The 22,966-nt window shown below is 70.7% G+C and carries 27 protein-coding genes; 9 read left to right on the plus strand and 18 right to left on the minus strand.

What is annotated here, in order from left to right:
• Positions 1 to 29: 29 nt before the first annotated feature.
• A complete protein-coding gene (locus ACIBLC_RS26185; RefSeq protein ID WP_399213619.1) occupies positions 30 to 953 on the minus strand; it encodes a winged helix-turn-helix domain-containing protein in 924 nt (307 codons plus the stop codon).
• A 216-nt stretch (positions 954 to 1,169) separates the two neighbouring features.
• Here ACIBLC_RS26185 and ACIBLC_RS26190 point away from each other — a divergent pair, with 216 nt between their 5' ends.
• Positions 1,170 to 1,355: a hypothetical protein gene (locus ACIBLC_RS26190; RefSeq protein WP_399213620.1), complete on the plus strand. Its 186-nt coding sequence runs from the start codon at positions 1,170 to 1,172 to the stop codon at positions 1,353 to 1,355.
• Positions 1,356 to 1,517: 162 nt separating this feature from the next.
• Here ACIBLC_RS26190 and ACIBLC_RS26195 read toward each other — a convergent pair whose 3' ends face one another.
• The 3 genes from ACIBLC_RS26195 to ACIBLC_RS26205 all read right to left on the minus strand — a co-directional run bounded on the left by ACIBLC_RS26195 (position 1,518) and on the right by ACIBLC_RS26205 (position 4,736).
• Entirely contained in the window at positions 1,518 to 2,771 is a 1,254-nt protein-coding gene (locus ACIBLC_RS26195) for a GNAT family N-acetyltransferase (protein ID WP_399213621.1), read from the minus strand.
• A gap of 156 nt (positions 2,772 to 2,927) precedes the next feature.
• The gene (locus ACIBLC_RS26200) at positions 2,928 to 3,908 is read right to left on the minus strand and encodes an asparaginase (RefSeq protein WP_399213622.1); all 981 of its coding nucleotides are present in this window, start codon (positions 3,906 to 3,908) and stop codon (positions 2,928 to 2,930) included.
• A gap of 162 nt (positions 3,909 to 4,070) precedes the next feature.
• Complete coding sequence (locus tag ACIBLC_RS26205) at positions 4,071 to 4,736, minus strand: AmfC protein (RefSeq protein WP_399213624.1); 666 nt, start codon at positions 4,734 to 4,736, stop codon at positions 4,071 to 4,073.
• Between the two features lie 217 nt (positions 4,737 to 4,953).
• On the opposite strand from ACIBLC_RS26205, the gene dtd reads away from it, so the two are divergent.
• The gene (gene dtd, locus ACIBLC_RS26210) at positions 4,954 to 5,379 is read left to right on the plus strand and encodes a D-aminoacyl-tRNA deacylase (RefSeq protein WP_399213697.1); all 426 of its coding nucleotides are present in this window, start codon (positions 4,954 to 4,956) and stop codon (positions 5,377 to 5,379) included.
• 3 nt (positions 5,380 to 5,382) lie between these two features.
• Here the strand turns inward: dtd and ACIBLC_RS26215 are convergent, their stop codons facing one another.
• The 6 genes from ACIBLC_RS26215 to ACIBLC_RS26240 form a co-directional block, all read right to left on the minus strand.
• On the minus strand, positions 5,383 to 6,348 hold the full coding sequence (locus ACIBLC_RS26215; RefSeq protein WP_399213625.1) for a YgfZ/GcvT domain-containing protein: 966 nt from the start codon (positions 6,346 to 6,348) through the stop codon (positions 5,383 to 5,385).
• A 9-nt stretch (positions 6,349 to 6,357) separates the two neighbouring features.
• Complete coding sequence (locus ACIBLC_RS26220; protein ID WP_399213626.1) at positions 6,358 to 6,795, minus strand: Fur family transcriptional regulator; 438 nt, start codon at positions 6,793 to 6,795, stop codon at positions 6,358 to 6,360.
• Positions 6,796 to 6,896: 101 nt separating this feature from the next.
• Positions 6,897 to 7,472, minus strand: a complete 576-nt coding sequence (locus ACIBLC_RS26225) for an FABP family protein (protein ID WP_399213627.1) — start codon at positions 7,470 to 7,472, stop codon at positions 6,897 to 6,899.
• A 222-nt stretch (positions 7,473 to 7,694) separates the two neighbouring features.
• The gene (locus ACIBLC_RS26230) at positions 7,695 to 8,678 is read right to left on the minus strand and encodes a hypothetical protein (protein WP_399213628.1); all 984 of its coding nucleotides are present in this window, start codon (positions 8,676 to 8,678) and stop codon (positions 7,695 to 7,697) included.
• Positions 8,675 to 9,466 carry a hypothetical protein gene (locus ACIBLC_RS26235; RefSeq protein ID WP_399213698.1) on the minus strand — a complete coding sequence of 264 codons (792 nt, stop codon included), beginning with the start codon at positions 9,464 to 9,466 and terminating at the stop codon, positions 8,675 to 8,677. The genes ACIBLC_RS26230 and ACIBLC_RS26235 overlap by 4 nt, the downstream gene beginning before the upstream one ends.
• 113 nt (positions 9,467 to 9,579) lie before the next feature.
• Complete coding sequence (locus ACIBLC_RS26240; protein ID WP_399213629.1) at positions 9,580 to 10,299, minus strand: hypothetical protein; 720 nt, start codon at positions 10,297 to 10,299, stop codon at positions 9,580 to 9,582.
• Between the two features lie 213 nt (positions 10,300 to 10,512).
• Here ACIBLC_RS26240 and ACIBLC_RS26245 point away from each other — a divergent pair, with 213 nt between their 5' ends.
• Complete coding sequence (locus ACIBLC_RS26245; RefSeq protein ID WP_399213630.1) at positions 10,513 to 10,875, plus strand: DsrE family protein; 363 nt, start codon at positions 10,513 to 10,515, stop codon at positions 10,873 to 10,875.
• A gap of 19 nt (positions 10,876 to 10,894) precedes the next feature.
• Here the strand turns inward: ACIBLC_RS26245 and ACIBLC_RS26250 are convergent, their stop codons facing one another.
• The 8 genes from ACIBLC_RS26250 to ACIBLC_RS26285 form a co-directional block, all read right to left on the minus strand.
• Entirely contained in the window at positions 10,895 to 11,275 is a 381-nt protein-coding gene (locus tag ACIBLC_RS26250) for a VOC family protein (RefSeq protein ID WP_399213631.1), read from the minus strand.
• Between the two features lie 10 nt (positions 11,276 to 11,285).
• The gene (locus tag ACIBLC_RS26255; RefSeq protein WP_399213632.1) at positions 11,286 to 11,546 is read right to left on the minus strand and encodes a DUF3099 domain-containing protein; all 261 of its coding nucleotides are present in this window, start codon (positions 11,544 to 11,546) and stop codon (positions 11,286 to 11,288) included.
• Between the two features lie 122 nt (positions 11,547 to 11,668).
• Positions 11,669 to 11,956, minus strand: coding sequence for a DUF1416 domain-containing protein (locus ACIBLC_RS26260; protein ID WP_329300438.1), 288 nt, complete (start codon positions 11,954 to 11,956; stop codon positions 11,669 to 11,671).
• Between the two features lie 44 nt (positions 11,957 to 12,000).
• A complete protein-coding gene (locus ACIBLC_RS26265) occupies positions 12,001 to 12,840 on the minus strand; it encodes a sulfurtransferase (RefSeq protein ID WP_399213633.1) in 840 nt (279 codons plus the stop codon).
• 585 nt (positions 12,841 to 13,425) lie between these two features.
• On the minus strand, positions 13,426 to 14,169 hold the full coding sequence (locus ACIBLC_RS26270) for a DUF2993 domain-containing protein (RefSeq protein WP_399213634.1): 744 nt from the start codon (positions 14,167 to 14,169) through the stop codon (positions 13,426 to 13,428).
• 177 nt (positions 14,170 to 14,346) lie between these two features.
• Complete coding sequence (locus ACIBLC_RS26275; RefSeq protein ID WP_399213635.1) at positions 14,347 to 15,555, minus strand: hypothetical protein; 1,209 nt, start codon at positions 15,553 to 15,555, stop codon at positions 14,347 to 14,349.
• A gap of 10 nt (positions 15,556 to 15,565) precedes the next feature.
• The gene (locus ACIBLC_RS26280) at positions 15,566 to 15,820 is read right to left on the minus strand and encodes a MoaD/ThiS family protein (protein WP_365442982.1); all 255 of its coding nucleotides are present in this window, start codon (positions 15,818 to 15,820) and stop codon (positions 15,566 to 15,568) included.
• A 50-nt stretch (positions 15,821 to 15,870) separates the two neighbouring features.
• Positions 15,871 to 16,722 carry an alpha/beta hydrolase gene (locus tag ACIBLC_RS26285; RefSeq protein WP_399213637.1) on the minus strand — a complete coding sequence of 284 codons (852 nt, stop codon included), beginning with the start codon at positions 16,720 to 16,722 and terminating at the stop codon, positions 15,871 to 15,873.
• A 252-nt stretch (positions 16,723 to 16,974) separates the two neighbouring features.
• On the opposite strand from ACIBLC_RS26285, the gene ACIBLC_RS26290 reads away from it, so the two are divergent.
• From ACIBLC_RS26290 to ACIBLC_RS26315, 6 genes are all read left to right on the plus strand, one after another.
• Positions 16,975 to 17,829, plus strand: coding sequence for a winged helix-turn-helix domain-containing protein (locus ACIBLC_RS26290; RefSeq protein ID WP_399213638.1), 855 nt, complete (start codon positions 16,975 to 16,977; stop codon positions 17,827 to 17,829).
• A 23-nt stretch (positions 17,830 to 17,852) separates the two neighbouring features.
• The gene (locus ACIBLC_RS26295; protein WP_399213639.1) at positions 17,853 to 18,875 is read left to right on the plus strand and encodes a LacI family DNA-binding transcriptional regulator; all 1,023 of its coding nucleotides are present in this window, start codon (positions 17,853 to 17,855) and stop codon (positions 18,873 to 18,875) included.
• A 245-nt stretch (positions 18,876 to 19,120) separates the two neighbouring features.
• On the plus strand, positions 19,121 to 20,335 hold the full coding sequence (locus ACIBLC_RS26300) for a S1C family serine protease (RefSeq protein ID WP_399213640.1): 1,215 nt from the start codon (positions 19,121 to 19,123) through the stop codon (positions 20,333 to 20,335).
• Positions 20,336 to 20,374: 39 nt separating this feature from the next.
• The gene (locus ACIBLC_RS26305; RefSeq protein WP_399213641.1) at positions 20,375 to 20,605 is read left to right on the plus strand and encodes a hypothetical protein; all 231 of its coding nucleotides are present in this window, start codon (positions 20,375 to 20,377) and stop codon (positions 20,603 to 20,605) included.
• Positions 20,606 to 20,728: 123 nt separating this feature from the next.
• Positions 20,729 to 21,460, plus strand: a complete 732-nt coding sequence (locus ACIBLC_RS26310) for a response regulator transcription factor (RefSeq protein ID WP_399213642.1) — start codon at positions 20,729 to 20,731, stop codon at positions 21,458 to 21,460.
• Positions 21,457 to 22,887 (plus strand): sensor histidine kinase, encoded by a 1,431-nt coding sequence (locus ACIBLC_RS26315; RefSeq protein ID WP_399213644.1) that lies wholly within the window; start codon positions 21,457 to 21,459, stop codon positions 22,885 to 22,887. The genes ACIBLC_RS26310 and ACIBLC_RS26315 overlap by 4 nt, the downstream gene beginning before the upstream one ends.
• Positions 22,888 to 22,966: the final 79 nt, after the last annotated feature.

Below are 22,966 nucleotides of genomic sequence, written 5' to 3' on the forward strand. Positions count from 1 at the left end.
CGACCGAGTACACCCCCGCCCAGGAGGCCTCAGCTCGTGAGCACCAGCTCCGAGCTGATGGTCTCCCACAGCGCGTTGAACCACAGGTGGGACTGCTCGACGAACGTGGTCTCCCGCATCCCGGCCCCCAGTACGAAGGGGAACAGCATGGACTGGGTGCCCTGTACGTCGTACATCTCCAGGTTCACGTGGTCGATCTCCTCCTCGCGCCTGGCGAGGGTGTAGTACGCGAAGAGCGCCTCGGTCCCGTTGAGCAGGTACAGCTTCACGGGCGGCGTGAAGGGGAGCGCGCGGAAGGTGACGTTGACCTCTATGCCGTGCGTGGCGCGCAGCGCGAGCAGGTTGTGCCGCAGCACCTGGCCCTGCGCGTTGCGGTTGGCCAGCCAGTTCCGCTGGAGCCGCTCGTCGCCGAACCGGCCGTCGGCCGACGTGTCCACCGCGGCCGGAAAGGCGAGCGGGATGTCACTGCTGGGGAGCAGGACGCGGACATCGATCCTGGCCGGTTTTATGCGCTCGGCGTGGATCTGACGGAGCGGCTCGCCCACGGCGAGGGTGAGTGAGATCGACGTCAGGCACAGCGCGTCGATCTCCACATGAGAGGCCGCGAAGGCTTCCGTTATCCGCGCGCCGAGTGCCACCGTGGTGGGCCGCGGAGCGGCTCCGGGCCCGGTCAGAGCCATTCCCAGGTCGTCCGCGACGGTCGCCGGGCTCCCCTTGGACACGTTGACGAGAAGCCGCTCCGACTGGAGGATGCGCAGCGCCTGTCGTACCGCCCCGCGCTCGACGCCGAACTCGTCCGCCAGCTTGGCCTGCGTGGGCATGCGCTGGCCGGCCCGCAGCTCACCGGACCTGATCCGGCTGCGCAGCTCGTCGGCCACCTCGCGATGCGATGTCAGCCGGCGTGGCGACCTGCTCCGCCCGTTGGCGGCGGCATATTCCGGGTCCACGACCAAACCCTACAACTTCCCGCCATCTTTGGGCAGTTACCGGATAGGTGGTTATGAGTCGACCCAACGCGGAGATAACTAGCATTGAGTTGGTCACCAACTTGAGCAACATGGTCAAGCTTTCGGGGGGTTGGCCGCCAGGGTCGCAGGTGTCGACCAGGTGGACGGTTCCCAGCGGTTACCAGCGGAGGTCCGCCTCCCTGTCCCCAAGGAGGGGCCGTCATGCCGTTCGTCGCCCTCGTCGTCGCCGCCCTCGCCATTGGATTCGAACAGCTCATCCAGTGGAAGTACGGGCCGATGGGCATCATCGCGTTCGTCGCGCTGACCATCGGCATCAAGGCCAAGAACACCATGCTCAGCGGCATCGGAGCTGTGATCATCGTGATGCTGCTCGCCCAGTCCGGCTGATCGGGCACGACCGCCTGGACAGTCCGGCCGACGGGGCTCCCCTCCGGAGGGGAGCCGGGAGCCCGGTCGGTCAGCACCACCCACAACCACAACTCAATAGCTACAGCTACAGCTACGGATCAACAGCCACCACCCGCACGGAAGGAGCACGGCCGCACCCGATCAGAAGATGTCCGGGCACCAAGGTCGCCTGGACGTGCGCAGCAGGGCGTCGGCCACGGAGCCGGCGCCCGCTCGTTCTTCCCGGACAAGACCCAGCGCCACCAGCCGCACCACCGACTCGTCACCCAGCCAGAGCCGCCCCAACTCACCGACATCCAGCGTGAGTTCGGCGTCCAGCGTGGTCGGCGCACAGGACGCCCCGTCCGGTCCCGCCTCCAGCAGGTAGCGTCCGGCGGACAGCCCGTCCCGGTCCGTCACCTCCAGCACGAGCGTCCCCGAACCCGCGTACGTACGCGCCTCCAGAGCCCGTACGACATCCAGGATCCGCACCCACAGCAAGTCCGCCTGGGTGGTCAGCCGGGCGGCGCGCGGGTCGGGCAGCAGGAGTGGCAGCAGGTCGTCGGGGGCCCGCCAGCCCGTCTTGACCTTGGTGATCCAGTCGATGGAGCAGAGGTAGTGCCACAGGGCGCGCTCGGCCGTCGGCGTCACCGCGATCAGCCAGTTCACGTCCGCCGTGTTGTGCGGCCGCTTGTCGTCCCACTTGTCGTCCGACTCGTAGGAGACCAGACCCTCGACCTCACCGGCCGCCGAGCGGTACACGGCGTAGTACGGCTCGGTCCAGGAACCCGAAGTCACCTCCGGCGCACCGGTGTTCAGCAGCCACCAGCGCTCGTCGCGGCTCACCGCGCCGGGCTGGCCGCGCCGGAGCCTCTCGTGCAGTTCGGGGCCGGTCTTGCGGACGTCCTCGCCGTCGACGAGGTCGATCCGGCCGCCGTCGGCCGGGCCCGACCAGCGGGGGTCCAGGCCCGTCCTGGGGACGTCGACGATCCACTCGGCGGTGGAGGCGGCGGGGCCGAAGCCGTACCGGCCGTAGATCGGGTACTCGGCGGCGATCAGCGTCGCCACCACGTCGCCCCGCTCCTTCGCCGCCGCGAGGTCCGTCGCCATCATGCGGGAGAGGATGCCCCGGCGGCGGTGCGTGGGCGTGACGGTGACGTTCGAGATCGCGTTCGCCGGGACAAGGGCGCCGCCCACCGCGGTGAGCTCCTGCGGGAACGACCGGAAGGTCGCGACACAGCGCCCGTCGTCGAACGCGCCGAGGGTCCGCTCCAGGACGACGTACGAACTCCGGTCCGCGATCTCCTGCTCCGACACGGTGGGAGGACGCAGAAAACCGGTGTTCAGGGCGCGGATCCACTCCGGGATCTCGTCCTTGGTGATCGCTCGTACGTCGATGGAGTCGCGGAGGGTCATGAGGGCCACGCTAGGTGTACGACGGCGGGGGTGTCGCGGGCATTTTCTCGCCCCCTCCACCCCTGCCCGTCCCGTCCCAGGGGGCTGCGCCCCCGGACCCCCGCTTCGGCCTGAACGGCCTCGTCCTCGAACGCCGGACGGGCTGGAAGATCGCCCTCAGAACACCACCCGCACCTCCCCCACCTCTCTCCCTCCTCCCGTCACCGGCACCCGCCCGATCCGCGACACCACCGGCGCGTCCACTCCCAGCAGCTCCAACGCCCGTGCCAGCACCGGCCGCAGCGCCCGTCCCCCGCCGTCCTCGATCTTGAAGGCGACCGCCCGCCCGTCCGGCAGGGCGACCGCCTGGACGGCCTCCGCGCCCATCTTGGAGAGGGCACCCGGCACCTCGCGCATCAGCCAGGTGTCGGGGCGGCGGGTGCCGGCGACGTACTCGGGGTGGGCGCGCATCGCGTCGGCGACGCGGCGCTCCGCCGAGCCGGGGGCCGCGAGGACGAAGGAGCGGAAGGCGCGGGCCAGGCCGGTCAGGGTGATCGCGAGCAGCGGTGCCCCGCAGCCGTCCGTACCCACCGCGGCGACGGGCTCCCCGGCCGCCTCCTCGACCACGGAGCGGATGATCCGCTGGAGGGGGTGCCCGGGGTCCAGGTAGGAGTCGAGGGGCCAGCCCGCCCGTACGCAGGCGGCCAGCATCGCGGTGTGCTTGCCGGAGCAGTTCATGGCGACCCGGTCCCGTACGGCGCCCGCCGCGAGGTAGGTCTCCGCCTCCACGGGGTCCAGCGGCAGGTCCGGCGGGCACTGGAGCCGGGCGGCCGTCAGTCCGTGTTCGTCCAGCATCTTCCGTACGAGGTCACGGTGGAAGATCTCTCCGGAGTGGCTCGCGGCGGCGAGGGCGAGGCGCTCGCCGGTGAGGTCGAGCCCCGCCCCCAGTACGCCCGCCGCCTGCATGGGCTTGTTCGACGAGCGGGGGAACACCGGTACGGCGGGATCACCGAGCGCCGACTCGACCGACCCGTCCGCGGCCAGCAGGACCAGGCTGCCCCGGTGGCGGCTCTCGACGAGGCCGGAGCGTACGACCTCGGCGAGGACGGGGGGTGTCGCGGGCGGTACGGCGGAGTCGGTACGGGCGGCGCCGGACATGGGCGGTGGCCTTCCGTGACGGGACCCGCCCAGGAGGCCGCACCAGAAGGCCGCGCCGGGAGACCTCGCCGGGCCACTGCCGTCGCGACCGCGGCGCGGCACCGGGTCCGTCACACAGGCAGGTCACACGGGCAGGTCACTCCGGCGGCTCACTCCGGCGGGTCACATGAGCAGATCGTCTACTTGCGCTTCGCCCTCACGGTACCTGCGGGCGATCTCCGCGCTGCAGTCGTCGGCCGTGCGCTGGAGCTGCTGGCGCCGCAGGGAGACCTGCCGCTCGTACCGTACGAGCCGTCCCATTCCCGCGCCCAGCTCCTCGTCCGTCCGGGCGCCGAGGTCCGACAGTTCCACCTCGGAGAGCATGTCGGAGGCCAGCCGCCGGTACTCCTCGCCGTACGGGGTGCCCACCGTCACATGGCGGGCCGAGGAACGGTGCCGGGCGGGTGCGTCCGTGAGGATCTCCGAGAGCCGCTCGACGACCGACGGCTCCCCGGCCCCGACGACCCGCGGCTGGCCCGCCCCGGGTGTCCGCAGTCCGCCGCGGCGCGCCAGCTCGGCCCGCAGGATGTCGATGCGCCCCTGGAGGAGCCGCCGCACATAGCTGAGGTCGGCCTCGTCCCGCTGGGCGTCCCGGCGCAGCACACGCAGTTCGGGCAGCCGCAGCACGGCCAGGTCGGCCGCGGCCGGCGGGCGGCTCTCGGTGCGCTGCACCGGAGGCCGGCCCGCCACTGTGGTCACTCCCACCCCTTCCGTCGTCCGTCCCACCCGTGGGCTCGTACGGGTCAGTGAGACGACCCCGGGCGGCTGCCCCGTACTCGGTGTGCTCATGTGCCTCTACCGTCCCCTCGACCGGCGCGGTCCGTCCCACGCGTGCGCCATGAATGCGCCCCTGAACGCACCGCAACACCCGCATGGTGCCACCCCGAGTGGTCGCTATGTGACCGAGTGCCCCCGATCGGCCCCGGATGGGGGTTTGGCGAACCCTGGAAATCACACGAAGGGCCCGCACCGGGCCGCCGTACGCGCGCACGGCATGATGGGCCGTATGCGTGCGGTGGTGCAGAGGGTGGACGGCGCGAGCGTCGTCGTCGAGGGCGAGACGGTCGGCGAGATCAGCGGCGAGGGGCTGTGCGTCCTGGTCGGGGTCACGCACGAGGACACCAAGGAGAAGGCGGCCCAACTCGCCCGAAAACTCTGGTCGGTTCGCATGCTGAGCGAGGAGCGGTCCTGCTCGGACATCGACGCGCCGCTGCTGGTCATCAGCCAGTTCACGCTGTACGGCGACGCCCGCAAGGGCCGCCGCCCCACCTGGAACGCGGCCGCCCCAGGCGATGTCGCCGAGCCTCTCGTCGACGAGGTCGTCGCCCAACTCCGCGCCCTGGGCGCGACGGTGGCGACGGGCCGGTTCGGCGCGCAGATGCGCGTCTCACTGACGAACGACGGCCCGTTCACCGTCCTGCTGGAGATGTAGCCGCTACGGCTCGACCACGACTTCCTGCGCCGCCGCCGTCGTGTCCGCGAGCAGCGGCGCGTCCAGCGGCACGTTCCGCTTGATGACCGCCAGGGCGATCGGGCCCAGCTCGTGGTGGCGTACGGCGGTGGTGATGACGCCGATCTTCCGGCCGTCGGGGCCCTCGTCCGCGCGGCGCAACTCCGTGCCGTGCGGCGGGAGATGGACCTCGCTGCCGTCGAGGTGGAGGAAGACGAGCCGGCGCGGGGGCTTGCCCAGGTTCTGCACGCGGGCGACGGTCTCCTGGCCGCGGTAGCAGCCCTTCGTGAGATGCACCGCGCTGCCGATCCAGCCCAGCTCGTGCGGGATGGTGCGGTGGTCGGTCTCGAACCCGAGCCGCGGCCGGTGGCTCTCGACGCGCAGGGCCTCGTACGCGAGGAGCCCGGCCGCGGGACCGCTCTTGTCCGCGTAAGACTCCAGCTCCGTACGCGGCAGAAAGAGGTCACGTCCGTACGGCGTCTCGCGAACGACGGCGTCCTGCGGGACCTCGGCGATGGAACCGGCCGGCAGGTGCACGACCGCGAACTCCTCGGTCCGGTCGGCGACTTCGACGCGGTAGAAGAACTTCATGGACTCCAGGTACGCGATCAGCGCGTCCTGGCTGCCGGGCTCCACATGGGCCCAGGTGGTGGTGCCGTCGTCGACGAGGTACAGCGCGTGCTCGATGTGGCCGTGCGCGGACAGGATCAGCGCCTCGGTCGCGGTGCCCGCCGGGAGGTCCGTCACATGCTGGGTGAGCAGCAGGTGCAGCCAGGTGAGCCGGTCGTCCCCGGTGACGGTGACGACACCGCGGTGTGAGAGGTCCACGAAGCCGGCGCCGTCGGCGAGGGCACGCTGCTCGCGGAACAGGTCTCCGTAGTGGGCTGCGACACCTTCGTCCACACCCTCGGCCGAGACGGCGCCGGGCAGGGACAGCAGAGGGCTCTTCATACGCCCAGCCTACGACTTGGTGCTTGAGTTCTTGAGCGAGCAGTCCTCACAGAGGCCGAAGATCGCGAAGTGCTTCATGTCCGTCTCGAAACCGAAGGCCGTGCGGAGCTTCGCGGTGAACTCGGCGGCGACCGAGGTGTCGGCCTCGATGACGTTCTTGCACTCCCGGCACACCAGGTGGATGTGGTGGTGCCGGTCGGCCAGGTGGTACGTGGGGGCGCCGTGCCCCAGGTGCGCGTGACTGACCAGGGCGAGCTCCTCGAGGAGCTCCAGGGTCCGGTAGACCGTCGAGATGTTCACCCCCGACGCCGTTTTGCGCACTTCGACCAGGATGTCGTCAGGGGTGGCGTGCTCCAGCGTGTCCACCGCTTCGAGCACGAGTTGCCGCTGCGGAGTCAGCCGGTAACCGCGCTGCCGCAGATCGCTCTTCCAGTCGGTGCTCACCACGCGGCCCAGTGTAGGCCGCCGCCCGCGGGTCGGGATCTGTCGTCCGCGCGGGAGGTGTTCGTGCCGGCCGGGACCGTCCGAAGCCGGTCCCGGGCGGGTGCCTACTTGAAGAACGTGATCCCGTCGTCCGGCATGTCGTCCGGGAGGGCCTTGGCCCAGCGCTCGACGTCCTCCGGGGTGACGACCTTCTTCAGGTGCGCGGACATGTAGGGGCGCAGCTCGACCTCGGGGGTCTGCTTCTCGCCGACCCACATGAGGTCGCTCTTCACGTATCCGTACAGCCGCTTGCCACCGGTGTACGGGCCCGACGCGGCGGTGCGCGCCACGGCGTCCGTGACCAGGTCGACCTGCGGCTGCTTGGCGGCAAGGTCGCCGTACCAGATCTCCACGACACCGTCGTCGCGGGTCATGACGACCTCGACCTTGCGGTTGGCGTCGATCCGCCAGAAGCCGGACTCGGTCTCCAGGGGCCGGACCTTGTTCCCGTCGGCGTCGAGCACCCAGGTGTGCGAGTGGTACTCCAGGAAGTCCCGCCCGTCATGGGTGAAGGTGACCTCCTGCCCGAAGTTGCACTTCTCGGAGCCGGGGAAGTCGTGGACACCCGCGCCTGCCCAGTTGCCGAGCAGGAAGGCAAGCGGGAGCAGGTCCTTGTGCAGGTCGGACGGGATCTCGATCATGAGCAGCTTTTCCTTGTGGCGGTCAGCGCTGGCCCTGGTACAGCTTCTTCACGGTCAGCCCGGCGAAGGCGAGAACGCCGACGCAGACCAGAACCAGCAGGGCTTCGAAGAATGCCTCAAGCACGGGGTGCTCCTCGGGTGACGCGGTGAAGGCGGTACATGGCCGGGCCCCACTCTAGTCGGGTGGGGCCCGGCCTTCTCTGCGAGGTGCGCCCTGGCGGTTCAGCCGAGGAGCTGGCTCTGCAGAGTCACCGTCTGCTGGAAGGGCAGCGCCCTCGCACTGCCCTTGCGGGACTGCAGGACCACGGCGACGGTGTCCCCGGCCGAGAGGTAGGCCTGCCGGACCTGCTCGGGTCCGTAGGGCTTGGTCTCCACGAACGGGTAACGCGTGACGTCGGCGACCTGGACGTCCTCCGCGAACCCCGCGTACGCCTCGACCGCTTCGGCGCCGCGCGCCGCGTGCACCGGGGAGTTGTAGCTGACGAGTTCGCTGGACACCAGTTCGTCGGCCACGGCCGCGGTGCCGAACCGCAGCAGGTAGATCCGCGTGTGCGTACCGTCCGGCGTCGTCCAGCCGCGCGCCGCGATGTGCCGCAGACCGTAGTCCGTCAGCAGCTGCCCGACGGTCTCCCGGTCGTACTTCGTGGCGTACTCCGCCAGGAAGGTCTTCGTCGCCAGCCAGCCGTCCTCGCCGCGCAGCGCCGCGTCCGCCTTCGCGCCCTCCGGGGCGGGGAGCAGGAGCTTTCGCAGGTCGGCGTAGTGGGTGCCGGCCCTGTTCGCCTCGGCGAACGGGCCCGGGCTGCCGGAGGGAAGCGGCGGCCTGCTGATCGTCGGATACTCCCAGCGCCCGTCCGTCTCGGTCGCCAGGCCCGGTACGTCGGTCCGCTCCATCCGGGTGACGCCGTACGCCGCCGACGTACCGACCGCCGCGAACACCACGACGGCCGCGGTCCAGCGCAGGACGGCGCGGAGGACCCGGCGGTCCTTGGTGACGGGCGGGACGGGCGGGACGGGCGGGACCGGCGGTACGGGCTCGGCGGGCACTGCGGCGGGCGCCTCGGGGGGTGCCTCGGGGGGTGCCTCGGGCATGGGCGGCAGGGGAGTCCGCGCCTCAGCCCGCGCCTCAGCCCGCGGCTGATCCCCGACCGGCGTCGGCGGCTCGACCTGTTCGCTCTGCTCGACCCGCCCGCTCTGCTCGGTCGTCATACCGCCTCCCCGGGCTCCGCGATGCGGTCGAGCTGCGCGCTCAGCAGCATCGCGACGCCCTTGGTGTCGAGTGGCTTGGCCCCGTCCGCCGAGGCGGTGACCAGGACGTCTCCCACGTAGGCGGAGCAGTACATCGCGTCGAGGTCCTCGTCGGCGTCCTTGGGCGGCAGGTAGCACTGGGCGTTCTTGTAGCCCTTGATCGCCGGCCCCTTGCGAAAGATGTCCAGGGCGTCGAAGAACTCGTTCTGGAACGTCGATATGTCCCGGACGGCCGTCTTGTTGTCCATCTGGACCAGCGTGACGCTCACCGTGTAGATGCCCTCGTTCTCGCTGAGGGCACTGGCTTCCGCACTGATGTAGCTGCGCATCGCCATGCCCTGTACGCGCTGCTTGTCGATCTCCTTCTCCAACTGCTTGCGCTGCGAGCGGGGCAGGTCGCTCAGCGCCTCCTTGCGCAGGGCCGTGGCCTGGGCACCGCTGAGCTGGGCGTCGTAGCCCTGCTCTCCGATGTCGGGCCCGCGATACCAGCCGTCCTGCCCGTACGGCACGAGCATCGCCGCCAGCCCGGTCGAGCTCGCCGCCTTCTTGTCGTCGGCGGCCTCCTTCGGGAACGTCCAGACGGGAGCGCCGGCGTCCCGGTCGGCCTCGTCCACGGTCACGACGGTGTAGCCGACACCGGCGACGACGGCCCCGGTCAGCAGGACGCATCCGGCCACGGCGGCGATACGGCCGCGGCGGACGGGCTTCTTGACGGGCGGGACCGGCGGCGGCTGTTCGGCGGACTTCACGACGTCCGTCGGCTCGGCCGGCTCCGGCTGCGGCTGCGGCTGCGGCTGCGGCTGCGGCTGCGGCTCGGTGAGCACCACGGTCTCGGCCGGCTCGCTCCGGTTCTCGTTCTCGCTCACAGCCGCCCCATCTGCCGCTCGGCCAGGTCCATGATCTTCGCCTTGGGGATCGGCTTGGTGTCCCACACGTAGATCTCGACGGCGATGTCTCCGCGCCAGGCGGACGCCTCCGCGAAGTACTGCGGCAGATAGCCGGGCTTGGTCTCGGGCTTGTTGTGGACGTACACCATGCCTTCCCCGGTACCCGGGATCGGCCAGCTGTCGGTGTCCTCGTTCTCGGCCCAGTACTGCTCGCTGTTGGTGCGTTCGGCAGCGCCGAGGCCCTCCTCCTGCCGGAATTGGACCAGCCGGATCTGCACGCCGTAGGTGCTGCTGACCTCCCAGCCGGTGGTGGCCAGCCGGCGGAACTCCGCGCCGACGAGGTCGCCGAATATCGCGCCCGGCTCATCGAAGGCGTCGGCGTAACCGGCCAGGTCCACCCAGCCGTCGGCGCCCTCGACCCAGTCGGCCTCTTTCAATCCGGCCGGCTTCTTCAGCAGCAGCTTGCGCAGGTCACCGTCGGTCTTCACCCGGCGGTCCTGCGCGGCCGACAGGGGCTCGGGCTCCTCACCCCTGGCCTGCGCGAGCACCGGCTGCGAGAGCGACGGCAGCTTGGTGGGCTCCCGGTCGGCCTGGACCAGGAACCCGGCGCACGTACCGGCGACGAGCCCGAGCACGGCGGCGGTGCCGATCAACAGAGTCGTACGCCCCCGTCGACGCACGCGCGCTTCAGGCACCTCGGGCTTCTCAAGCACCTCAGGTATTTCAGATACCTCGGGTCTCTCAGATACCTCGGGTCTTTCGGATTCTTCCGAGACTTCCAACACGTCCCCCCACAGAACGGGCAGCGACGGATTCTCTATCCGCGCGCACAGGAGACCCATGGCCAACGCCTTGGGTTGCACGGAAGTTGATCACGATTCGGACCTGCCCCCGACTACCATTCGGGCATGGCGAAGAAGCTCGTGATCAAGGTGACCGCGGGGGCCGACGCCCCCGAGCGATGCTCGCAGGCGTTCACGGTCGCGGCGGTGGCCGTGGCCAGCGGGGTCGAGGTGTCCCTGTGGCTGACCGGCGAATCCGCGTGGTTCGCGCTGCCGGGCCGGGCCGCGGAGTTCGACCTGCCGCACGCGGCGCCGCTGCCCGACCTGATCGACTCGATCCTGGCGGGCGGCCGCGTCACCCTGTGCACGCAGTGCGCGGCCCGGCGCGACATCGCGGAGAAGGACGTCCTGGAGGGCGTACGGATCGCGGGCGCGCAGGTGTTCGTCCAGGAGGCGATGGGGGACGGGACGCAGGCGCTGGTCTACTGAGCGGCGGGCGCCCGGAGCTCTACCGCGCGGCGGGCACCCAGAGACAGAAGGGGTGCCCGGCGGGGTCCAGCAGGACCCGTACGTCGTCCTGCGGCTGGTATTCGGCGAGCGTGGCCCCCTCACGCAGGGCTCGTGCGACCTCGCCCGCCAGGTCGTCGACCTCGATGTCGAGGTGCAGCATCATCTGCTGCTCGCCCGGCCCGCGGCCGGGCCAGACGGGCGGGACGTACTCCGGCTCGGTCTGGAAGGCCAGGCCGGTCCCTCCGCCGGGCGGCCCGGTGAGCACCCAGCCGGGCTCCTCGGCCCGCACCACGTACCCGAGCAGGCGCAGGTAGAAATCGGCCAGCACGTGCGCGTCGTGGGCGTCCAGCACGACGGTCGACAGCCTGGTGGGCGACATGCCCGCCTTCCTACCGTGGCCGCTTCTTCCCGTCCAGCTCGTCCCACCAGTCGTCGGACTTGGGATCGCCCGAGGGGTCGTCCCACCAGCGGTCGTCGGGGCCCCGGCGGTTGGCCATGATCGCGGCCAGCGGCGGGATCACCATCGCCACCACACACATCCCGACGGCCACGGGGACCGACCAGATCCGTACGACTCCCCACGCCAGGATGAACAGCCCGATACACGTCCCCATCATCGCGAAGTAGACGTGCCGCCGTCGTGCGTACATACCTCCAGCGTAGGCCCGCCGCGGCCGCGGTGACCCGGACCGGGGCACGCCGAAGGGCCGCACCCCGATCCGGAAAGCGTCCAACCCCCGGGGGTGCGGCCCTTGGCCACTCAGGTGTGCCGTCAGACGGCGATGGCGACCTCGGCGAGGCCGCCCGTCTGAGCGACGACCGTGCGGTCCGCGGTGCCTCCGGGGACCAGGGCCCGTACGGTCCAGGTGCCCTCGGCCGCGTAGAAGCGGAACTGGCCCGTCGCGGAGGTCGGGACCTCCGCGGTGAACTCACCGGTCGAGTCCAGGAGCCGGACGTAACCGGTGACGGGCTCGCCGTCGCGGGTCACGTGGCCCTGGATCGTGGTCTCACCGGGCTTGATCGTCGAGGCGTCGGGACCGCCGGCCTTCGCTCCACACATATTTCGTTTCCGTCCTTCAGGCCTTGACTTGGCGTTCCAGTCGATTACTTGTTGGCGCCGAGCTCGATCGGCACCCCGACGAGGGAGCCGTACTCGGTCCATGAACCGTCGTAGTTCTTGACGTTCTCGACGCCGAGGAGCTCGTGCAGCACGAACCAGGTGAGCGCGGAACGCTCACCGATGCGGCAGTACGCGATGGTGTCCTTGGCCAGGTCGACCTGCTCGTCGGCGTAGAGCTCCTTGAGCTCGTCGTCCGACTTGAAGGTGCCGTCGTCGTTGGCGTTCTTCGACCACGGGATGTTGCGGGCGGACGGGACGTGGCCCGGACGCTGCGACTGCTCCTGCGGCAGGTGGGCCGGCGCGAGCAGCTTGCCGCTGAACTCGTCGGGCGAGCGCACGTCGACCAGGTTCTGCGAACCGATGGCCGCCACGACGTCGTCACGGAAGGCACGGATCGCGGTGTTCTGGGCCTTGGCCTTGTAGTCGGTCGCGGCGCGCTCGGGCACCTCGACGACCAGGTCGCGGGAGTCGAGCTCCCACTTCTTGCGGCCGCCGTCCAGGAGCTTCACGTTGTCGTGGCCGTACAGCTTGAAGTACCAGTAGGCGTACGACGCGAACCAGTTGTTGTTGCCGCCGTAGAGCACGACGAGGGTGTCGTTGCCGATGCCCTTGGACGACAGGAGCTTCTCGAAGCCCTCCTGGTCGACGAAGTCGCGGCGGACCGGGTCCTGGAGGTCCTTCGTCCAGTCGATCCGGATGGCGTTCCTGATGTGGTTCTTCTCGTACGCGGACGTGTCCTCGTCGACCTCGACGATGGCCACGCTGGGGTCGTCCAGGTGGTCCTGGACCCAGTCGGCGTCTACCAGGACGTCACTGCGGCTCATGCTCGTTCTCCTCCGGGGCAGGTGCGGCGGGGCGTGCGTTGGGAGAGGGGTGCGCGGCCGTGCCGATGACGGCCGGGCGGCGCGGGGGTGGCCCTGACGCGAGAGGTCGAAGGGCCCGGCTCGCGGAAGAAAAGACGCTTCCGCTCAGAAAGTGCGACAGAGCATGGCGGCGACGCGGCACAGGTCCACTGCCCGCCGCTTCGTGAAATCCGCCTGTCCCCGCGACCGGAGGACGCTCAAATTGCACTGCATGTCGTCGATCGTAGGGACGGACAGCCGGGAATGTCACCGACGTGTCGAATGCTGAGACGCGATCGTCCGCAATGTGGGAACAGGAGAGCGGGGAGGCCACTCCCGTACGGCTTCCGGGCACCTGTGCCCGCTCTGTCCCCGTCGGCCCATCTACTGGACGGACGGGGCGTCTCGCCCTTCGGACCGACGCCCGGGCCCCGACGGCGCCGGGCACCTCCACCGGGGAAGCCCGCGGACTCTCCGGCGCCGAAGCCCGCGGGCCCTCTCGCCTCGTAGGCCACCTAGGCCACGTGAACCTCGAAAGCCCCGAACCCCTCCGGCCCGGTGGCGCTCTTACCCGACCAGCCTGATGTCCGAACCCTTCACCGAGATGTCGACGCCGCTCCGGGCCGCCTCGACCTTGTCGAGCTGGATGCCGCCGGGCAGTTCGTCGATCTTCTGCTCGAAGTCGGTGATCGAGCGGACCGCGTTCTCGGCGAGGGCGACGCCCAGGTTCGGCAGCGTGTCGGCGTGCACCTTCACCGTGTCGCCCTCGACGCTGACCGAGCTGAGCACGGAGATCGGCTGGGGCAGCTTGGTGCCCAGGACGGTCGCCTCGACGGTGACCTTGATCTTGCCGTTGCCGCCGTCGGAGAGGCCGGTGACCTGGGCGGTGACGCCGCTCGTGATCTCCGTGGTCTCGGACTTCGCGGCCTTGAGCAGCTCGGCGTACGAGATGTTCGCCGTGCCGGTGGCCGTGGTGGCGGTCGCGGAACTGTAGCCACTGCTGAAGACGACGCCGTGCATCTCGGCGTTGAGGTCCTCGATGCGGATGGTGCTGACAGCGTCGTTCGAGCCGCTCGTCGTCGCCTCGTAGTCCTTGATGCCGATCCTCACGTCGTCCAGCTCGCCGCCAAGGGCCTGTGTGAGGAAGGGGAAGCCCTCGATGGAGACGTCGGGCGTGGTGGCCAGGCCCTCGTTGGTCCTGATCCGGTCCGCCGCCTCGTCCTCCGCGAAACCGACCGCCACCCGGTCCGCGATGACGAACAGACCGCCCAGGATGACGGCGAAGATCAGAAATATTCGCAGTGCGCGCATGCTGGCTGTTTCCCCAACCTCGACCTGGTCACGACGAGCCACGACGACCCCCGTGACGGCCGGAGTGGCCGCCAACCGCCGAGCCTAACCTTGAGCATCGTCCAACCCGGGCGTCATTTCGAACAGTTGTCGATCAGCTGTGACGAACAGCCGGTCACCCGGGCTCCCTCGGATCCATCAGCCGAAGGCGCGCCCCAGCAGGTAGACGGCCGGGGCCGCGGTGGCCAGCGGAAGGGCCACGCCCGCGGTGAAGTGGACGAAGCGGGACGGGTAGTCGTAGCTGGCGACCCGGTGGCCGATCAGCGCGCAGACCGCCGCGCCGAGTCCGATGAAGGCGCCCCGCGTACCGATGTCCGTCATCCCGCCGACCGCGATCCCGGCGCCCGTGGCGGCCAGCAGCGCCACCACCACGGAGGCCGCCGTGGGCAGCGGCAGCGCGCGGGCGAGGACCGCGACGGCGACCGCCGCGGCGCCCACCGTCACCGCGTCCGGCTCGGCGGCCAGGTACCCGGCCGCGACGATCGCGAGGGCCGCCGAGGCGACGGTCGCCATCAGCCCGGACATCCGGGTGTCCGCGTCGGCGTGACTGCGGAGCTGGAGCACCAGGGTGAGCAGCACCCACACCCCGAGGGTGCCGAGGATCGCGGCGGGCGCGTTCTCCCGGCCCGCGACGAGCAGCACCACGTCCGCTGTCAGCGCGCCCGCGAACGCCAGCGCGATGCCCTGCCTGGCCGGCCACATCCCGTTCAGGCGGAACCAGCCGGCCGCGGTGACGGCCTGGAGCAGTACGAGGGGTACGACGAGGGCGTACTCCCCGACCGCCGCCGTGCCGGAGAGCAGCAGCCCGAGCAGCGCGGTGAGCGCGGCGGGCTGGATCCCGGGTTCGATGACGGGCGACCGGCCCTCGGCGCGGGCGCGCTGGGCGTCGGTGACGCGGGCGTTGCCGGTGATGGTCGGGGGCCCGTAGCCGGGACCGCTCTCGGCGGCGGGGGCGTGCCCCTCCGTCTGCGGCGGCTGCGGGGCGCGGGCCCAGCCCTCGGCGCCCGCGGTCTCCTGCGGGAGCGGCTGCGCCGCCGGCGCGGCCGCGTACCCGTACCCCTGCGGCTCCCCATAGCCCTGCCCCTGCGGCTCCCGGTAGACCTGGCCCTGCGATTCCCCGTAGCCCTGGCCCTGCGGCTCGCCGTACGCCTGTTGGTATCCCTGCGGCGGCAGATACGCCGTGTCCGCCGGTGTGACGGGGGCGTGGGTCTGGGTCTCCCAGGTCTGCCCCTCCCACTGCTGGGTGTGCTGCTGCCAGTCGGGCTGCGGCGGGGGCTGCTGATGCTGGGGAGGCTGCTGGTAGGGGTCGTAGCCCTCGTACCGCGGCTCGTACGGCTGGTTGCTCATCGTCTCTCGCTCACCCTCCTGCGAACGGCGGGAGCACCTCGACCGTGCCGCCCTCGGCCAGCCGTACCGTCTCATGCCCGCGGGTACCCACGGGGTCACCGTCGATGAGGAACGAGCATCGCCGCAGGACGCGGACGAGCTCGCCGGGGTGTCGCTCGCGGGCCGTGTCGAGTGCCTCCGCGAGGGTCTCGGCCTCGTACGGCTCCTCCGCGACGCCGGCGGCGGACTTGGCCGCGGCCCAGTAACGCACCGTGCCCTTTGCCATCACGTTCCTCAGTCAGTCGTCGGTCGATGGTCGCTGTGAACACGGCCAGGCTAGCCCGCGTGGGCGGCGGCCCATTCCCCGATGCGGGCCAGCAGCTCGTCGCCGGCCGCGTGCTCGGCGTGGCCCATCCCCCGCTCCAGCCAGAGTTCGGCGTGCCCCTCGGCCGCCTCGGCCAGCATCCGCGGGTGGTCGACGGGGAAGTAGCCGTCGATGTCCCCGTGGACGATCAGCAGCGGGGTGGGCGCGATCATCGGGACCGTTTCGACCGGGGAGGCGGGGACCGGGTTCCAGCCGCGGCCGTGGATCCGGGTGCGCAGATAGCAGCGGGTGACGGCGCGGCCCATCGGCTGGGTTACCAGCCAGTGCACGCGCCGCATAGGGGCCGTGCCCCGGTAGTACCAACGGGCCGGTGCGCTCACCGAGACCACCGCGTCCGTACGCGCTTCCGTACGCCCCCCGTGCTCCTGCCCCCCCGCGCCGTACAGCGCCGCGTGCCGCAGCACCACGGATCCGCCCATCGAGAAGCCGACGGTCACCACCCGGCGGTGGCCCAGCTCCCGCGCCCAGGCCACCGCGGCCGCCAGATCGTGGATCTCGCGGTCGCCGACGGTGGAGCGGCCGCCGGATCTGCCGTGACCTCGGAAGGAGAACGTGACGACCGCCGCTTTCCCGGACAGGGCGGCAGCCGCGCGGCGCACGTGCGGGCGGTCCAGATCGCCCGTGAAACCGTGCGCGACGACGATCGCCAGGTCACCGGACGGCCGCGTTCCAGGGGTGTAATCCGCATCGATCGTGACGTCGTCGACCGTGCGCAGAAACCTCCGCGAAGGGGTGCGCCGGGCCGTCTCAAGGGATGGACGAAGGGAAGATCCCGTGACTTGACCTGCCGGACCTGAGCTCATGTGGGCTATTCTGACGGGCAGAGGACTCGGGCAGAGAAGCCCCCGGGTCCTTTTGTGCATTCTTAACCGTTGTATACGAAGCGGGAAACCGCAGGTGTACGAAGGCTCTGGTTGCATAGCGGCTCCCAGGGGCGCGGGAGACGCGAGTACAAAGCAGTGCCGCAAACGTCCTCGCAGGGACCGAGGAGGAACCGACGTTATGGGCGAGCTAAACGTGCAGGACCGTAGGACGACCCTGGCAGGTGGGGCGCGATGAGCTCTCTGCTGCTCCTGACCAATGCCCTTCAGCCGTCGACGGAGGTGCTTCCCGCTCTCGGCCTGCTGCTGCACAACGTGCGAGTGGCCCCGGCGGAAGGCCCCGCCCTCGTCGACACCCCTGGTGCCGACGTCATCCTGATCGACGGACGCCGTGATCTCCCGCAGGTGCGCAGCCTGTGTCAGTTGCTGCGCTCCACGGGGCCGGGCTGTCCGCTGATCCTGGTCGTGACGGAGGGCGGTCTCGCGGCCGTCACCGCCGACTGGGGCATCGACGACGTACTGCTCGACACCGCCGGTCCGGCGGAGGTCGAGGCCCGGCTGCGACTGGCCATGGGCCGGCAGCAGATCGTCAACGACGACTCCCCCATGGAGATCCGCAACGGCGATCTCTCCGTGGACGAGGCGACGTACAGCGCCAAGCTCAAGGGCCGGGTCCTCGACCTGACCTTCAAGGAGTTCGAGCTCCTCAAGTACCTCGCGCAGCACCCGGGCCGCGTCTTCACCCGCGCCCAGCTGCTCCAGGAGGTCTGGGGCTACGACTACTTCGGCGGTACGCGCACGGTCGACGTCCACGTACGGCGGCTGCGCGCGAAGCTCGGCGTCGAGCACGAGTCGCTGATCGGGACCGTCCGGAACGTCGGTTATCGATTCGTTACGCCGGAGAAGCCGGACCGCGGCGCTGGGGGCACCTCCCGCTCGAGCGAAGCCGAGAGTGGGGGAGAGGCGAAGGCCAGGGCGGCCCAGCCAAAGCCGGAGGATGCGGACGAGACGGCGCACCTGGACGCGACGGCCGACACCGGGACCACAGTGGACCCACAGGAAGTAGCCGTACGGCCTGCCCAGCGGTAGGTCCATCCGCGTAGACTCCGCGCGTGGCCAAGGTAACTCGGGATGATGTGGCGCGGCTGGCGGGTACTTCGACCGCCGTGGTCAGCTATGTCATCAACAACGGACCGAGGCCGGTTGCCCCGGCCACGCGCGAGCGCGTTCTCGCCGCGATCAAGGAGCTGGGGTACCGGCCCGACCGGGTCGCCCAGGCCATGGCGTCGCGGAGGACGGAGCTCATAGGCCTGATCGTGCCGGACGCGCGCCAGCCCTTCTTCGGGGAGATGGCGCACGCGGTCGAACAGGCCGCCGCCGAGCGCGGAAAAATGGTGCTGGTCGGGAACTCCGACTACGTCGCGGAGCGCGAGGTGCACTATCTGCGCGCCTTCCTCGGGATGCGGGTCTCCGGGCTGATCCTTGTCAGCCACGCCCTGAACGACAACGCCGCCGCCGAGATCGAGGCGTGGGACGCCCGCGTCGTGCTGCTGCACGAGCGTCCCGAGGCCATCGACGACGTCGCGGTCGTCACGGACGACATCGGCGGCGCCCAGCTCGCCACCCGCCATCTGCTGGAGCACGGGTACGAGTACGTCGCCTGTCTCGGCGGTATCGCGGAGACCCCGACCGTCGGCGACCCGGTCTCCGACCACGTGGAGGGCTGGCGGCGCGCGATGCACGAGGCCGGTCTCTCCGTGGAGGGCCGGCTCTTCGAGGCGCCGTACAACCGCTATGACGCCTATCAGGTCGGCCTCCAGCTCCTCGCCGGACCCGACCGCCCGCCCGCGATCTTCTGCTCCACCGACGACCAGGCGATCGGCGTGCTGCGGGCAGCGCGCGAGCTGCGCATCGACGTGCCGGGCGAGCTGGCCGTGGTCGGCTTCGACGACGTCAAGGAAGCGGCGCTGACGGACCCGCCGATGACGACGATCGCCACCGACCGGACGGCGATGGCCCGCGCGGCCGTCGACCTGGTGCTCGACGACGGCCTGCGGGTCGCGGGTTCGCGCCGCGAGCGCGTGAAGCTCTTCCCGTCGCATCTGGTCGTACGCCGGTCCTGCGGCTGCGAGTAGCTCCGCCGGGGTGGGTCGTTCTTTGGCTGCGGGTGCGCTGTGGCTGGTCGCGCCCACGCGGCGGAGTCGCATGATGTGAGAGCCCCGCGCCCTTGTACGAGAGCCCCGCGCCCTTGAAGGGGCCACTCGGTCCGAACCCCTGTTTTACGGGCCCCCTGCGGCTTTATATCGGGCATACGAGGTTCTGTCGGGCTTCTCAGCGGGCGCTCAGGGAGCTCTCATGATGGGGCGACAGGCTCTGTTCCATGACCGAGAGCTTCCGCCGCAGCGGCGAGTACGAGCACCCCCAGCAGGGCGACGAGTCCGGGTATGTTCAGGGCAGCGAGCAGTCCGCGTACCCCCGGCAGCAGCACGCCTCCTCCCCCGTGAACCCGGAGTGGCCGCCCCCGCCGGCGCACCAGCCGGCCCAGCCCGTCGCCGTGGAGCCGGGCACCACCGTGTGGCCGGGCTCCGGTCAGGGCGGAAACGGCGGGCACGGCGACGGCGGCCAGGGCGGGGGCGCCTTCGGCGGCTACCCCGAGCCGGCCGCGGCGAGCACCGCCGTCCTCACGGCCGAGCCGGTGCCGGCCCACCACACTCCGAAGAAGCGCGCGAAGGGCCCGCTGGCCCTCCTCGCCGCCGTCGCGATCGTCGCGGCGGCCATCGGCGGCGGCACCGCGTACGGCATCCAGGAACTGACCGGCAACGACACCGTGTCGAGCAGCACCAGCACGACCGTGGTGCCCACCGCCCAGAAGGGCACCGTCGCAGGCGTCGCAGCTGCCGTCAGCCCGAGCATCGTCGAGATCAGCGCCACCTCGAGCGCCGGTGAGGCCACCGGTTCCGGTGTGATCATCACGACCGGCGGCGAGATCATCACCAACAACCACGTCATCTCCGGCGCCACCTCGATCAAGGTGCAGCTCAGCAGCGGCAAGTCGTACACCGCGAGCGTCGTCGGCACCGACAGCGCCAAGGACCTCGCGCTGATCAAGCTGGACAACGCGCCCTCCGGTCTGAAGACCGCGACGCTCGGCGACTCCGCGGGCGTCCAGGTCGGCGACGAGGTCGTCGCGATCGGCTCCCCCGAGGGCCTGACCGGCACCGTCACCAGCGGCATCGTCTCCGCCCTGAACCGTGACGTCACCGTCTCCACCGACGAGAGCCAGGGCCAGCAGCAGGGCGGCGGCAGCGGCGAGTGGCCGTTCGAGTTCGGCGGCCAGCAGTTCAACGGCGACACGGGTTCGTCCACGACCACGTACAAGGCGCTCCAGACGGACGCGTCCCTCAACCCGGGCAACTCAGGCGGCGCCCTCATCGACATGAACGGCAACATCATCGGCATCAACTCCGCGATGTACTCCGCCGCCGACTCCACCAGCTCGTCGAGCGCGGGCAGCGTCGGCCTCGGGTTCGCCATCCCGATCAACACCGTCAAGTCCGACCTGGCCACCCTGCGCGCGGGCGGCTCCGACAGCTGAGAGGCCCCCGCGGGGCCGTGAGTGAGCAAGGAGTTCGACATGACCACCCAGATCAAGCAGGCACCGACCGAGCGGGTCTCGGTCAAGCAGGTCTCGATCAAGCAGGTCTCGCACAGCGCCGTCGGCGGCGACCCGGCCGGTCTCGGCCTGGCCCTGGCAGTGGCCCGTGAGCTGCACGCGCCGGTGAGCCGGGCTCCCGAGGTGTCCACGGTCGCCGCCCGGCGGCCCCGCCGGACCCCGGCCCGCCGCCGTACCGTCGTACGGGGCTGACGTTCCGGTTCGTTCGCGAACCGGTCTGCACGCCCTTTACGACACCCTTTACGACGCAGCCCGGAAACGTGCGAGGCTGAAAGCGACCGGCCCCGTCCCACCGCACCCGAGGAACCCGAGCCCATGAGCCCCGCCGAAGGCGACCGTGAAACCCAGCGCATCCTGATCGTCGACGACGAGCCGGCCGTGCGCGAAGCACTCCAGCGCAGCCTCGCCTTCGAGGGATACGACACCCAGGTCGCGGTCGACGGCGCGGACGCGCTGGAGAAGGCGACCGTGTACCAGCCCGACCTGGTCGTCCTGGACATCCAGATGCCGAGGATGGACGGTCTCACGGCCGCCCGCCGGATGCGCGGAGCGGGCACGACGACCCCGATCCTCATGCTCACCGCGCGCGACACCGTCGGCGACCGCGTCACCGGGCTCGACGCCGGTGCCGACGACTACCTGGTCAAGCCCTTCGAGCTCGACGAACTCTTCGCCCGCGTCCGGGCGTTGCTGCGGCGCAGCTCGTACGCGAGCGCCGCGGCCGGCGTCCTCGACGAGGACGCGCTCACCTTCGGCGACCTGCGGATGGACCTCGCGACCCGTGAGGTCACCCGCGCGGGGCGTGCCGTGGAACTGACCCGCACCGAGTTCACGCTCCTGGAGATGTTCCTGGCCCACCCGCGCCAGGTCCTCACCCGCGAGCAGATCCTCAAGGCGGTCTGGGGCTTCGACTTCGAGCCGTCCTCCAACTCCCTCGACGTGTACGTCATGTACCTCCGCCGCAAGACCGAGGCGGGCGGCGAGCCGCGCCTCGTCCACACGGTGCGGGGTGTGGGGTACGTCCTGCGCTCGGGCGGCGCGGAGTGAGAGGCGTCGTCCGCCGCTTCCGCTCCCTCCCGATCCGCTCCCGCCTGGCCATGCTGGTCGCCGCGGCGGTGGCGTTCGGGGTGGCGGCGGTCTCGGTCACCTGCTGGTTCATCGTGCAGGGGAAGCTGTACGAGCAGGTGGACAGCGACCTCAAGGAAAAGGTGCGCAGGCCCGGCACCATCCAGCTCCTCCAGAACTGCACCACGACGCCGCAGGAGAACCCTGAGGGAATCCGGCCCAACGGCTATGTCCAGTTGATCAAGGAGGAGGGCGAGCCCTGCGTCGACCCGACCTCCCAGGGCACGGTCAGGGTCACCCAGTCCGACCGGGACGTGATCAAGAGCGGCAAGAGCTCCAACGGCGTCGTCCGCAACGGCACGGACGAGAACGGCAACGCGGTACGCGTACTGACCCTGTACCTGGGCGTCGACGCGTCGGACTCGCAGCCCGTCGCCCTGCTCCTCGCGGCCCCCCTCAAGAGCACCCAGGCCACCCTCAACGAGCTGGCCCTGATCCTGCTCCTCGTCTCCGGCATCGGGGTCATCGGCGCCGGGGCCGCGGGCCTGGCGGTGGCCCGCGCCGGCCTCCGCCCGGTCGACAAGCTCACCGAGGCGGTCGAGCGGGTGGCCCGTACCGAGGACCTCACCATCCGCATCCCCGTGGAAGAGGACAGCGAGGACGAGATCGCCCGGCTCTCCCGTTCCTTCAACTCGATGACCGCCTCCCTCGCCAACTCCCGCGAGCTGCAGCAGCAGCTCATCGCGGACGCGGGCCACGAACTGCGCACTCCCCTCACCTCCCTCCGTACCAACGTCGAACTCCTCGCCCGGAGCGAGGAGACGGGCCGGGCGATCCCCCCGGCGGACCGCAAGGCGCTGCTGTCGTCGGTCACCGCGCAGATGACCGAACTGGCCGCCCTGATCGGCGACCTGCAGACGCTGTCGCGTTCGGACGCGGGGACGTCGGCGGACCGCGTGCAGGTGGTGGCGCTCCAGGAGACGGTGGACGCGGCGCTGCGCCGCGCCCGGCTGCGCGGCCCGGAGCTGACGATCAGGGCGGACGTCGAGCCCTGGTACGTACGGGCGGAACCGTCCGCCCTGGAGCGGGCGATCGTGAACATCCTCGACAACGCGGTGAAGTTCAGCCCCGAGGGCGGCACGGTCGACGTCTCCCTCAAGGACGGCGAACTGACCGTCCGCGACCACGGCCCCGGCATCCCCGCCGAGGAACTCCCCCACGTCTTCGACCGCTTCTGGCGCTCCCCGTCCGCCCGCGCCCTCCCGGGCTCGGGCCTGGGCCTGTCGATCGTCGCGCGTACGGTGCAGCAGTCGGGCGGCGAGGTGTCGCTGACGCCCGCCCGGGGCGGCGGCACGGTGGCGACGGTACGACTGCCGGGGGCGCCCACGCCTCCGCCCCACCTGGACTGACCGGTCCGTACCGAGGATCCGCCCTGAACCTGAACCAGGGAGACCTTCGTGAATGTCGAGCAGAAATGACGGCGTTGCC

Origin of the sequence: Streptomyces sp. NPDC050535, assembly GCF_044457665.1 — a bacterium.
Lineage (GTDB): Bacteria > Actinomycetota > Actinomycetes > Streptomycetales > Streptomycetaceae > Streptomyces.